The 13106-nt window shown below is 42.6% G+C and carries 11 protein-coding genes and 1 pseudogene; 2 read left to right on the top strand and 10 right to left on the bottom strand.

The window, feature by feature from the left end; all coding sequences use genetic code 11:
- Positions 1-20: 20 nt before the first annotated feature.
- From ACOCD9_RS17205 to ACOCD9_RS17185, 5 genes and pseudogenes are all read right to left on the bottom strand, one after another.
- Positions 21-569, bottom strand: a pseudogene (locus ACOCD9_RS17205) (transposase family protein).
- A gap of 337 nt (positions 570-906) precedes the next feature.
- Positions 907-1110: a DUF6887 family protein gene (locus ACOCD9_RS17200; protein WP_002758886.1), complete on the bottom strand. Its 204-nt coding sequence runs from the start codon at positions 1108-1110 to the stop codon at positions 907-909.
- On the bottom strand, positions 1094-1249 hold the full coding sequence (locus tag ACOCD9_RS17195; RefSeq protein ID WP_002737946.1) for a DUF6888 family protein: 156 nt from the start codon (positions 1247-1249) through the stop codon (positions 1094-1096). The genes ACOCD9_RS17200 and ACOCD9_RS17195 overlap by 17 nt, the downstream gene beginning before the upstream one ends.
- Before the next feature lie 474 nt (positions 1250-1723).
- Positions 1724-2806, bottom strand: coding sequence for a formylglycine-generating enzyme family protein (locus ACOCD9_RS17190; RefSeq protein WP_419548040.1), 1083 nt, complete (start codon positions 2804-2806; stop codon positions 1724-1726).
- 166 nt (positions 2807-2972) lie between these two features.
- On the bottom strand, positions 2973-5198 hold the full coding sequence (locus ACOCD9_RS17185; protein WP_419548039.1) for a caspase family protein: 2226 nt from the start codon (positions 5196-5198) through the stop codon (positions 2973-2975).
- 165 nt (positions 5199-5363) lie between these two features.
- Here ACOCD9_RS17185 and ACOCD9_RS17180 point away from each other — a divergent pair, with 165 nt between their 5' ends.
- On the top strand, positions 5364-5738 hold the full coding sequence (locus tag ACOCD9_RS17180) for a CU044_2847 family protein (protein WP_419548038.1): 375 nt from the start codon (positions 5364-5366) through the stop codon (positions 5736-5738).
- A 68-nt stretch (positions 5739-5806) separates the two neighbouring features.
- Here the strand turns inward: ACOCD9_RS17180 and ACOCD9_RS17175 are convergent, their stop codons facing one another.
- From ACOCD9_RS17175 to gcvH, 3 genes are all read right to left on the bottom strand, one after another.
- Entirely contained in the window at positions 5807-6394 is a 588-nt protein-coding gene (locus ACOCD9_RS17175) for a hypothetical protein (RefSeq protein ID WP_419548037.1), read from the bottom strand.
- A gap of 240 nt (positions 6395-6634) precedes the next feature.
- On the bottom strand, positions 6635-7807 hold the full coding sequence (gene moeB / locus ACOCD9_RS17170) for a molybdopterin-synthase adenylyltransferase MoeB (RefSeq protein WP_043998707.1): 1173 nt from the start codon (positions 7805-7807) through the stop codon (positions 6635-6637).
- A 159-nt stretch (positions 7808-7966) separates the two neighbouring features.
- Positions 7967-8362: a glycine cleavage system protein GcvH gene (gene gcvH / locus ACOCD9_RS17165; protein WP_002737085.1), complete on the bottom strand. Its 396-nt coding sequence runs from the start codon at positions 8360-8362 to the stop codon at positions 7967-7969.
- Between the two features lie 255 nt (positions 8363-8617).
- Here gcvH and ACOCD9_RS17160 point away from each other — a divergent pair, with 255 nt between their 5' ends.
- Positions 8618-11326, top strand: a complete 2709-nt coding sequence (locus ACOCD9_RS17160; RefSeq protein WP_419548036.1) for a GNAT family N-acetyltransferase — start codon at positions 8618-8620, stop codon at positions 11324-11326.
- A 23-nt stretch (positions 11327-11349) separates the two neighbouring features.
- Here the strand turns inward: ACOCD9_RS17160 and ACOCD9_RS17155 are convergent, their stop codons facing one another.
- Together ACOCD9_RS17155 and ACOCD9_RS17150 are read right to left on the bottom strand one after the other, a co-directional pair.
- Positions 11350-12330, bottom strand: coding sequence for an NAD-dependent epimerase/dehydratase family protein (locus tag ACOCD9_RS17155; protein ID WP_419548035.1), 981 nt, complete (start codon positions 12328-12330; stop codon positions 11350-11352).
- Positions 12331-12350: 20 nt separating this feature from the next.
- A partial coding sequence (locus ACOCD9_RS17150) for a glycosyltransferase (RefSeq protein WP_419548034.1) occupies positions 12351-13106 on the bottom strand: 756 nt, incomplete at its 5' end.

The following is a 13106-nucleotide window of genomic DNA, read 5'->3' as shown; positions in this document are numbered from 1 at the left end:
TAGATCTCTTGCAAAAGTAATCAAGATATATCCTTTTGTCGGTAACGAAGTTCGTAATTGTAGATACCAGCAATCAAATTCAATCTCAGACCAAATCGCCGTCTGCGATTTCTGTATCTTGATGAAAGTATCCGAAATATTTTGAGACGACGATGAATATGTTCTATAACTATGCGCCGTTGTGATAACTGACGATTGGCTTTTTTTTGCTCTTTACTTAGTTTTTATTTTTTCTTTTTTTTATGAGGAACTTGACTGTTTTGATGGAGCTTCTGAATTCCTTGATAGCCTTTATCCCCTAATATTTCTATTTTCTTATTTAACCTTATTTTGCTCTCTTTCCACAGTCGAAAATCATGGACTCTTCCTTTCTCACAACGGACACAGATTACCTGCTCGCTTTTTTGGTCGCAACGCGCTCGCTGCGCGAGATCGGCAACGACTTGCGACTTTAATGTGTGGTACCCCTGCTTGCCACCATAGCATGATTTCTGTTTTTTTTTGGGTCGTTCTATCTCCTGTTCTGACACATCCACCACTATTACTTCTGGTTCTTCGGTTTGTGTTATGCAATGGAGGGGAGTTATAAGGGATGGAACCCTTATATAGAAAGGCATTTAGCTATTTTTGTCAATTGTTTTTGATCTAGAGCGAACTAATCAATTAAATCTCTTGCCAGATAAGGATTTAGTCGATTTATGCCCCCCTATCGAACCATAACAAGTAACGAAGAGCCTCATGATAAATATCTTTTGCTGGCATTTTTATTATAACTGATGATTATTAGAGATGCAGCGATTTTGGTACTGTTGAAGAATCGGTGATTCGTCTTTTTCATCTCGTTCCCAGTTTCTACCTGAAGCATACATTAAGGCAGAGCCTTGGTACAAGCAAGTTAAATTGATTTTATTTATCCATTTTTGCCTTGAGAAATTCTTCTAATTTCTTCATATCTTCTTGACTAGGAGTAAGGGTAAATCTAGTTACACCTGATTCAGTTCGCATTCTATCCATATAAATTCTTAGGGCTTCATCATCTTCTCGATGGGAGAGGACATATTTTCTTAATTCTGGGCGAGACATTTGGTAAAAATCAGGTTGATGATTCATCTTCAAACTCCACATTAGTGAGCAAGATGCTCACATTACTATTTTCATCATACCGAAATAGATGAATATCGGTATAGAAGTTAGACAAGGTTTGACACATTCTAATGCAAGTAAGCATCTGTTCGGGAGTGGGTATCATTATTGATGGCTTTTTCCTCCAATTTACGAGTTTATACCTGTAATAAGTATAGCATACTACTGGATTGAAACAGCTAATTTAGTGCCTTAGATTTAAGGGAATGCGAGCATCCTGCTCGCTAATTATTCAGGTAGTCTGCTGGCTAGATGTTATAGTCATTTCAAATAAGTTTGAGACATAAGCTTTTCATCATTTAAATTGGTATTTGAGGTTGTAGGGGCGAAGCATTCGGATAAGAAATCTACGGTTTCAGCGATAGGTTATTGCCCGAATGCTTCGCCCCTACGGGAGTGCTTACTGACAATAATAGTGAGCTAGGTGAGTCTTATCTCATTCTTATTTGAAACAACTATATATACCAAGCCAGAGCCTTGGCACAAGCAAATTTCAAAAAAAAATTCGCTCGCTACGCTCGCTTAAAAGGGAAAAAAATACAGGATAAAGGGTAAAAGTGAAAGAGAAAAAAGGGAAAAGCTAAGTCCTCGACGACGCAACTACCCGCAGCCCGAAGCGGCTGTCCCTAAGAGCGGGATTGAACCAGTGGCGGTAGGCACAACGGCAGTTCTCAGGGTTGCGGCCCCACGAACTGCCGCGCAGCAACTTATATTGAGAATTATTCTCATTCAACCACGCCCGACCATCTATTGGTGCGCCTTCATAATGATCATGCCAATCATCTAAACACCATTCAAAGACGTTCCCGTGCATATCATAAAGTCCAAAGGCATTGGCGATTTGAAACCTGCCTACGGTGGTCGTCCTTGCAAGAGCAGTTTGTGCATAATTTGCCAAAGCTGGGTCAATTTTCCACCCAAAATGATAAGGCGGATAAATCGGATTTTGGCTTAATTCTTCACTGATAACTGATAACTGATAACTGATAACTGACCTACAGGCATATTCCCACTCCGCTTCACTGGGTAAACTGTATTGATAGCCTTTCCCTTTTTGCTGAGACCAATGGGATAGTCTCTCACAAAATTCCACTGCTTCGTACCAACTAATACATTCCACTGGTCGGCGGCTATACCCTTTATAGTAGGAAGGTTCTGGGTTAAGATCCCGTTCAATTTTAGGCATAGAAGCCACTACTCGCCACTGCGCCTGCGTTACTAGATATTTGCCCATCAGAAAGGGAGAAATCTTGACCTTGTGTTGCGGAAGTTCATCTGGATATGCTCCTGCTTCTCCTTCACGAGAACCCATCCAAAACTCACCACCAGGAATCTCCACCATTTCTAGGCTTATTTCACCTTCTAACTGTTCGATTACTGTGCTTGGTAGGTCGTTTTCTGTGATGATTGAGAGGGCAATTTTTCCTTGCTCATCAACCTTGGCTTTCCAGATAGGAACCTCCTCTCCCCACTGCTTCAGCAACCAGGACGCTGACAGCCTTATCTGTGGTTTTTCCTTCTCATCTTCGAGTAAGTTTCTCAACTTTTCTCGGTTTAAAAATGATTTATTGGCTGCTTCCTTTTCTAATGTCTCTCGCTCTAAATTATCAATGTCTGAACTGCGGAGGTAATTATATAATTCTTGCTGGCTACTAGGGTGCATCTCACATTTGCAGAAATACCGATAATCAGCAATTATCAGTGACTCTTAGATGATGACAAATGCATCAGCAGCTGCCTGTAAGCATCCCACCGAAAAGCTAATGAGCGGGGGGTAGAACCCCCCAAAAGCTTGGATTGAGTGATAAAATCGGGCGTTACTTCCGATTTTATCGAGGAGTTTCCCCGTAAAAATCCCAACTTGGTAGATTTACAAACATGAGATGCGCCCGGCTACTAGCTTCGAGAAAATCTTTAGCCAAGTCCGTAGTTTCCACCGTGTCTTGATATTCTTGCAGAATTTTCTCTGCATCTGCTAACTTGTCACCCGACCACAAATAATCCTGGGATTTATTATTTTTTTGCCAGTCTTTGGCATCTTTATCCACCTGTTTGGCTAATTCTCTTCCCTGTCGATTTTCGTTTCGCCACTGATTCAGGTTGTCCCACTTTTCAATTAAAGCTTCATGGGCTAAATCTACCCAAGCTTCTTCTTCTCGTTCAGTTTTTCCCGTTACTAAAAGGCGACCTTTTACTAATCCTTGTTTTCCTTCAATCAGTTCTTTTAAAACTTTTTTTCCTTCTTGATTATCTCCAGCTAAAGACAAGATAAAGGCTTTTGATTGACGCAATCTGGTATCTTTTTCCCCATCTCCTATTTGCAGAAGATTCAAGAAAATTCGCTTGATTAAAGCTTTTTCTGTTTCTGTTCGCTCCTGCTGCGGTGAGTCTTTTTCATAATCCCTATATTGATAAACTTTATCAGCTTGACAATTTAACGCTCCTACTATCCCACCTATCGCCTCATAAGTATCTAAAGTCAGCCGATGGTTTGCTTCATCTCGTTTCTGCCAAAGCTGGGTTAAAGCAAACTCTAATAAGGGTAAAAATCCGGGTTCTTGTTTAATATCTTCAAGGATTTGATTGAGTAAATTATTAGTAACTTCATAACCTTGCAGTTTGGCTGGTTCGGTGATAGCTTCTAGCAAATCTAATCCCCTTAGTTCTGGCAGGTATTCGGCGTTATTTTGAATCAGTTGTCGCAAAGAATCGTAACGCAAACAGGGTTCAATGAAATCCGCCCTCATGGTAGCGACAACTGCCAGAGGAGAGTCTGGAATTGTGGCAACTTGAGTAATCAATTCAATAAAGCGATCGCGCTGTTCCGCTAGAGCAAAAGTGAATAATTCCTCAAATTGATCCACCACCAGCAAGAATTTGTGTTCGCGGCGAAAAAGTTCTAATAGCGGTTTTAAGCCTTCGCTGGCTGGATTATTGATACATTCATCCAGCAATTTTTCGCGATCTGGAAAATAGTATAACAGTAGGCTTTCTAACTTTGACAACGGCTTAAATCCGGGCTTGATCGGTTCGAGAATTTGCCATCCTAATTCTTCCAACCAGGGCATCAATCCCGCCAGAACTACCGAAGATTTACCACTTCCAGAAGCACCAATCAGAGGGACAAAATTTAGCCGATCCAGCTTAGATTTGATGTCGTCCACCACTCGCTTGCGTCCGAAGAAAAATGGGCGTTCCTTCTTAGTAAACGCCAGCAATCCTTGATAGGGACAGCGCAATTCTTTCTTCTCATCTAGTAACGGTTCCACTTCTTTAACTTGAGGTTGCGCCCCATATTTGACCAGAATTAGCGATCGCCCAACTCCCATGCGAATCGGTTCTTGACCCTCCCCGCGCAATTCCCGCGAAACAAAATCAAACAGGCGATCGGCACTAATTTCTCCCGTTTCTGGGTCAGCCTGTTGTGGGGACAGTCCTTCGAGTAAGGCGGCGGTGAACAAACTGTATTCCTCATCTTCCCACGCTACCTGTTCTGACCGACAGGCGGCGATTAGGTAGTAATCTTGCTTCTCCTTAAACGCTGAGAGGCTAGGTTCTAGCAAAATGCGATCTAGTCCCCGATTTTCGGGCAATAACGCCCCTGCATGGCAACAGTCTAGCATTACCACCAGATTACTCAAACTAGAACGCCGTAATAAAGGATTGAGTTCTCGGTCTAAAGAAATGGCATTTTTGCCGTCGGGTTGGCTATCGGAGGTGGCGAGATAGGCTTCCCCGTCACCGATGCGATTGATCAGGCGAAACCCGTGTCCTGAAAAGTAGATCAAGACTTCTTGATTTTTGGTCTGCTCTCCCGATAAAATTTGCTGTAAGGCCTGCAAGACTTCATTCCCCGTTACCTTTCCTGGAACAACTTCGTAGCGTTTTTCTGCGGCAATCCAGCAATTGGGTAGGCGTTCTACATTGGCAAATGTCCCAGTATTCTCCAAGAATTTAGCAACAGCTTCCGCATCTTTGGCGGGTTTACTCAAAGATGGTAGAAAGTTCCGGTTATCGTAATCGTTAATGCCGATGACGAGGGCGTAGCGAGCCATAGACAGTCAGCAAGGGATAGAAATGTTTTTTATGTTAGGTTATTTTTTGGTAAACTGCAAGGAAAGCATACGCCCTCCCTTAGATAATCTTTTCTTATCATCACAAGTACGGGAGAGCCGAGAAATAGTTAAGAAAAAAGTTAATTTTCAATTTCTGCATTATTTATGACTCGACTAACTCCGATCCAAATTGACGAAAACACTCTAATTTATATAGAGTCCACCGATGACCTAGAAATTCCTGCCGAGACAGTAAAAACCGAGGGAAGAGTTGCTAAAGGGGGAACTTCTATACCAGATAAACAGCAAATTTTGCAGAATTTTCAGACAATTGAAGATACAATTCGTACTTACACTACTTACACTTTAAACGCTTTTCGCAATTTAGCCATTGCCAACATTGAGGAAGTCACTTTACAATTTGGTGTGGAAATCGGCGGTGAGGTAGGAATCCCTTATATTACCAAAGGAACCGCTAAAAGTAATTTAAATATTACGGTTAAGTGTACCTTTCCTAAGCCGCCGAAATCGTCTGATTGATGGTTCAATCTTTAACGTTTTCTGGTTTTTCCGTATATTCCCAAAATAAGAGAGCCAAATAATCTTGATTAAAGTCTCTGGTCTTGATTTTGGGGATAACTGGGGAATAGATCCCTGGGGAAATCCTCGGCACTTAAACAGGTTTGTAAAGCTTGGGAGGGGTTATTTTTGTCCACATCACGACTGACAGCGATAACGCACTCGGAAAAGCGACCGGGTAATAAACTTTGACGACAGGAATCTAAAACCTGTGTAGAAATCCCTAATTTATCGGGTTCCTTGGCTGTTTCTGTTTCCGTTTGTTTGAGGGAATTAGCGGCAAACAAGGGGGCAGCGCGATGGATATCGACCACACAATTACCTAGGTCAATAGGACGACGCACTTGAAAACAAGCTTGCAGAGCCAGATTACCATCGATCGGGGTTTTGGATTTAATCATCACTACACACCGGGATAATTCTTTAGGAATTAATGCTTCTGAACAAGCGGTGGCGGCATCTTGGGGACTCACCCCCGTGCGGACAATCTGACTGATACAGGCACTAAATTGATTATTGTTGCCAAATGCGATCGCTGTTCGGTTCATTTCTACTAAGCCAAGGGAAATAGTAGCGATCGCGCTCCAACTAGCAATTTTTTTAATATGGTTTTTCATTGTTTGCTCACACCCAAGATTTTAAGGCTAACTGGCCTTGATCTTAACAGATTCACGGGGAACAGGAAACAGGGAGATGGGGGAATGGGGAGATGGGGGAATGGGGAGAGGGAATTATAAATTATGAATTATGAATTATGAAGTGGGGAGATGGGGGAATGGGGAGATGGGGAGATGGGGGAATTTGACTAATACCCCAAAACCCTAACACCCTAACACCCCAAAACCCAAGGGCCAAAATTAGTATTCTGGTACAGTGGAATCGACTTCGCGACTCCAGGCACTGATGCCACCTTTGACGTTAATTCCTTCGATACCTGCCTCTTTGAGGATAGCGAGGGCTTTAGCGGAACGTCCCCCCATCTTACAATGGGCGATAAGACGATAACCGTTGACTAATTCCTTAATTTTGGGAATTGCCGCACCATTCTCGATATCGGGTAGGGGAATTAACACCGAGTTGGGGATATTAGCGATTTGGTACTCGTTGGGATTACGCACATCGATGAGAATGTAATCATTGGCATTGCTGTCAATTAGTGCTTTTAACTCTACTACGGTCATTTCTGTCATTTTTTGCTGTTCTGCTGCTTCTTGTGCCTTCGCTTGCGGAATACCGCAGAATTGTTCGTAATCAATTAGTTTTTCAATGACGGGACGGATAGGATTCGGACGCAATTTTAACTCGCGGAATTTCATTTCCCAAGCATTGTAAAGCAGTAAACGACCACTGAGGGTATCCGGTGCGCCGAGGATGATTTTAATGGCTTCTGTGGCTTGAATTGTGCCGATTACTCCGGGTAAAACCCCTAAAACGCCGCCTTCGGCACAGGAGGGAACCATCCCCGGTGGTGGCGGTTCGGGATAGAGATCGCGGTAGTTGGGACCGCCTTGGTAGTTAAAAACGGTTGCTTGTCCTTCAAAGCGGAAAATTGAGCCATAGACGTTGGGTTTGTCGAGAAGAACACAAGCATCATTAGTCAGATAACGGGTGGGGAAATTATCCGTCCCGTCGATGACTACATCATAGGGGGCTAAAATGTCAAGGGCATTTTCGGAACTTATGCGGGTTTCGTACAAATCCACCTGACAATAGGGGTTAATTTCTAGAATTCTGTCCTTAGCGGAAACAATTTTCGGTTTACCTACCCAAGAAGTGCCGTGAATAATTTGACGTTGCAGATTGGAACTATCGACGATATCGAAGTCAACAATACCGATTCTACCGATGCCAGCCGCCGCTAGATAGAGTAAAAGCGGGGAACCGAGTCCCCCGGTGCCGATGCAGAGAACACTGGCGGCTTTTAGTTTTTTTTGACCTTCTAAGCCCACTTCGGGCAGAATAATGTGTCGAGAGTAGCGTTGAACCTCCTCTTTGGAAAGTTCGATCGCCGCGAGATTAGGATTTAGCATAGATTGGGTAAATAGTGAAACCTGACTCGATTCGGGCAAGAATTTCGTCTCAGCACGATTTAGAGACAAAAATCAGGAAGACTCGATCGCTTCCTGTTTTTTCAATTCTTTCTATGATTATGATAGTGTGAGGGTCTGGCTCCCTGTTGTTAATATTAGTTAACTTTCCCCTGCTACTTGGGCGCGGTATTCACTAGCGGAGAGGGTATCAGCCAAGGCAGTATCGGGATTTTCTACCCGCACTTTTAATAACCAACCCTCCCCGTGGGGATCATCGGCAATTAATTCGGGGGAGTCAATCATCGCTTGATTGCGATCAACTACGGTTCCCGAGACGGGAGGATAAAGATCTTCTACCGCTTTTACCGATTCAATCGTGCCGAAACTACTACCTACTTCCAGCGCCTCTCCCAATTCGGGCAATTCTAGAAACACGATATCACCCAATTGATCGACGGCAAAAGCACTAATTCCCAAGGTAGCGATTTCACCTTCGAGTCTGACGTATTCGTGGGTTTCTAGGTATCTCAAATCCTCGGGATATTCCAGTTCCATCGTTTGTCTCTAAATATTTACAGCATCAGATAGTTTACTAGATCTCTTGGGGAAAATGTTCATCGGCTAGGGCTGTTTTATTGCCGATCGCTACCTAGACAAAATTAATTACACCGATCAAACCCTGATTAAACAGCTAAAATTGGTTTAGATCGATCGGGGAACGCTGGAACACCGGAACACTGGAAAAGTAAGGGTTAGCCGCTTTTTTAGCTCACTTAACAATACCCAGTTTAAATGCCTCCTAGCTTACTTATGTTAAATCCCATCTTATATCCTCGTGGTGGCGAACATCAAACCATAAGAGCCTTTTTTGAGCCAAAAACCATCGCTGTGGTGGGATTTAATCGCCAAAATCCCCAACTCGATCGCACTCTTTTACATAATCTCCATCATAATCCCGGTCAGCACCGCCTTTATCTAGTTAATCCTCACCCCGAAAACTGGCTCGATCTTCCCACCTATAGCAGTTTAGAGGATATCCAGGCGGCGATCGATCTGGTAATTATCACCGCCCCTGCTCCCGAAATTCCCGCTATTATCGCCCAATCTGTCGAAAAACAGGTTAAATGCGCCCTGATTCTCTCCACGGGTTTTCGGGAAACTGGACAGATGGGGGAAAATTTACTCAGGGAAATTAAAGCGATCGCTGGTCAAAAATTACGCATCATCGGTCCCCATAGCTCAGGAATCTGCAATATAAGCCAAAATCTTAACGCCACCTTTTCCCCCATCCTGCCGAAAACTGGTTCAATTGCCCTGATTAGTCAAAGTGGGGCGATCGCGGCTGCCGTGCTTGATTGGAGTTTAAGCGAAAATGTCGGTTTTAGTCACTTTATCTCCCTCGGAGTTCTTTTAGATGTGGATTGGGGCGAATTACTCTATTATTTGGGAGACGATCCCCAAACTAAAAGCATCGTTATCTACCTGGAATCCCTGAATAATGCCCGCTCTTTTCTGTCCTCGGCCCGAGAAGTTGCCCTAAATAAACCAATTATCGCCATTAGTCGCCACAGTACCGACTTTGACCCCACTTCTCTTTCCCATGCTGGCAAATTGACCAGCGATCAGCTAACTCTCTCCGCTGCCTTTGCTCGCTGTGGCATCGTGGAAGTACAAAGACTGGCCGATCTCTTGAATATCACGCAAGTTTTAGCGAAAATTCCCCGATTTCCCCGGGGAAAACGCTTGACAATCATCAGCAATGGTGTTGCTCCCGCTCTTTTAGCGGCCTCGGCTTTACTGGCGGAAGATGGACAACTGGCAACCCTTAACCCCGCAACGATCGAAAAACTAGCTCCTCTTGTTCCCGCGGATATTGTCCCCCAAAATCCTATCGATCTGCGTCGCAGCAGCGATCCCGATAGCTACGCTCGCGCCCTAGAGATCGCTTTAGCGGATGCACATACCGACGCGGTGTTGATGATTCTCTCGCCTCGCTTTAACACTGATCTGCGAGAAATTGCCCTTAGAATTGCCTCAATCGCTCAAAATAGCACAAAACCCATTTTAGCAAGTTTGATGGGGGGAGAGGGCATTGCAGAGGGAGTATCGTTATTAAATCAGCAGGGTATCCCCACCTATCGCTATCCCGATTCGGCGGCCCGGGTGTTTAATTTGCTCTGGAAATATGAAGAGAATCTGCGCGGTCTTTATCAAACGCCAATTTTAACCAATTCTCAGGAAAATGGCTCCGATCGAGTTTTAGTGAGCCAGATTATCGAGCAAGCAGGGGATAGAACAATTCTCAGTGAGCCAGAGTCTTTAGATATACTCAAAGCTTATGGAATCCCTGTTATTGTCACTAGAATTGCTGAAAGTGCCGCAGAAGCAGTTAATCTCGCTAAATCTCTCGGTTATCCCGTGGTGATGAAACTGTATTCGAGGACGATTATCCATAAAAGCGCGGTGGGTGGGGTACAATTGCCGCTTTTTTCCCCTAGGGCAGTCGCACAAGCATATCAGGCGATCGAAGCTAATGTTAGCGCACAAGTGGGTGGGGAGCATTTTCTCGGGGTGAGTATTCAACCGATGTTAGAGATCGATCGAGGATATGAGTTAATTATCGGCTCTAATTACGATGATCAGTGCGGACCGGTGATAATTTTCGGTACTGGTGGCCGTTTAGTCGATATTTTTCAAGATTACGCCACCGCTCTACCTCCTTTAAATACTAATCTCGCTCGCCGACTTTTAGAAAAAACCAAGATTTATCGGGCTTTTCAGGGGACAAATGGGCTTAAATCGCTTAATTTAGCGAATTTGGAGCAAATAATCGTTAAATTTAGTCACCTGGTTAGTGAACAACCTCGCATTAAAACTATCGATATTAATCCCTTTTTTGCCGATTCAGAGCAATTGATCGCTCTTTCCGCTTCTATCCTTCTTCATCCTCCGACTACACCCCCAGAAAAGTTATCTCATCCGGCGATTCGTCCCTATCCCGAACATTATATGGGACTTTGGACGACGAAAAGAGGCTTAAAGGTGCTAATTCGTCCGATTCGGGCAGCGGATGAGCCTTTAGTGCGACAATTTCACCATTATCTCTCGGAAGAAAGCATTTATTATCGTTATTTTCATCTTGTCAATCTCGATCGCCAAACCGCTTATGATCGTCTTACGCGCATTTGTTTTATCGATTATGATCGAGTAATGAGCTTAGTGGTAGAGATTAATAACGCTCAGACGGAAGAGCCAGAAATTATCGCTATAGGACGCTTAAATAAACTGCATGGCGTTAATGTGGCGGAATTTGACTTATTAGTTAGGGATGACTATCAAGGTCAAGGAATTGGTACTGAATTACTACAGCGTTTGGTCACTATTGGCAAAAAGGAAGGATTAGAGGGAATCGAAGGGGAAATTTTAAGGGATAACCGCGCTATGCAGATAATAGCCGCTAAAGTGGGGTTTTCTCTCTATAAAACTGCCGATTTTGTCAAAGCGGAACTTGAATTATGAAGCCTTTTTTGATAAGCTGATCACTAATTTTCTGGCTGAATGGTTCGAGCTAATCCTTGCTCTAAAGTAAAGGGAGGTTGCCAATCCAGGGTTTTTTGAATATAGCTAGAGTCAACGGCAAGAGAACCAAGCAAGCGATCGATACTATAGGTGTTAAAAGGGAGATTTTTCCCTGTTATGGATTCTATGATATCACCCAGATAACCTAAGAATCTAAGTAAGGTAGTGGGGACGGGCAGCAATCGACAGGGTTGTTGAATTTGTTGAGCAATGAGTCGAATTAATTGGGGAGTAGAAACAGCTTGGTTATCGCTAATTAAAAAGATTTGATTAGCGGCATTAGGATGATCTAAACAGGTAATAATGGCAGCAACTAAGTTACCCACAAAGACAAAACTACGACGATTTTTTATTGCACCAAAAGGTAAAGGTAATCCCCGTTTAATTAGTTTCATCAAGCGGTCCATATTACCCGGATTACCAGGGCCGTAAACTAGAGTAGGACGAATAATTGTCCAAGTCATGTTACTATCTTTGGCAAGGTTAATTAAAGCTTGTTCTGCTTGCAATTTACTACGACCATAGGGACTATCAGGGTGACAGGGAGAATTTTCGTTAAGAATATCATCACTTTCGGCAGCCATAGCATGAATAGAACTGACAAAAATAAAGTGCTTAACTCCCGCTTTTAGCGACTGCTTCACTAGGTTAATAGTCCCCTTAGTGTTAACTTTTATAAATGCTGCTTCTGGATTGGATATAGTCTCATGAAGGATATGAGCGCGTCCTGCTAAATGAATAACTATATCAATGCCTAGCAATGCTTCTTGCCAATCGGTCATATCATCAATTTCACCCACCTGAACGGCCTTAATTGACAGGGCTGCGGGAAACTCAAATTTCTGGCGAATTGCAGCTGTTATTTGGTAGTTATGTTGATGTAAAGTTGGCAGTAAGTGGCTGCCAATAAAGCCAGTAGAACCTGTAACTAAAACGTTTTTCATTATTAATTATTCAATTAATTTTAGTAAAATTTCCAACCATGTTTATTGAAAAAATACACGGCAGATTGAGCAAAAACTATTGCCAGTTTAGTCGAGTTGTGAGCTCCTCTTACCCAATGATGATAAATATTCACATGGGGATAAAGTATGGTTTTGTATTTTTTAGACATTCTCATGGTCAAATCATAATCTTCAAAATACATAAACATATTTTTATCAAAGTAGCCAATATCATCTAAATATTTTCTGTTAAATAGCATAAAACAGCCACTAATAATCGGTACTTCTATTATCTGGTTATAGCTAATATCTCTCATTTCATACCAGTCCAATCTCTTTTTGAAAAGAAACTGCATTTTTTTTGGTATAAAACGTCTAATAAATAAGGTCAAAACTGTGGGTTGACGCTTACAAAGGTATTGGATGTCCCCATTAGGGTAAGATATTTTTGGAGTAATCAATCCCACCTCTTGATGCTTATCGAGGTAGTGAATAAGTTCGGTGATCACATTATTATCAAAATAAACATCTGGATTGATAACTAAATGATAATCATAATTTTTAGCCCTAGTAATAGCTAGGTTATGTCCTTGACCAAAACCAACGTTATTACCATTATTGAAGTAGTAATCTATATCGTATTCCTGAAAATTATCAAAGATTTTTTTGAGTTCATCAGTGGGAGAGTTATCTACTACTGATAAATTAATTTCCATGGGTGTGCTAAACAGAGACTTAATTGCTTGAGTAACTATCTCTGGGTCATTTTTGTAAAG

Source organism: Microcystis sp. (assembly GCF_048564745.1).
In the GTDB taxonomy this organism is placed as follows: Bacteria; Cyanobacteriota; Cyanobacteriia; order Cyanobacteriales; family Microcystaceae; genus Microcystis; species Microcystis ichthyoblabe_A.
This window is presented reverse-complemented; position numbering and strand designations above follow the sequence as displayed.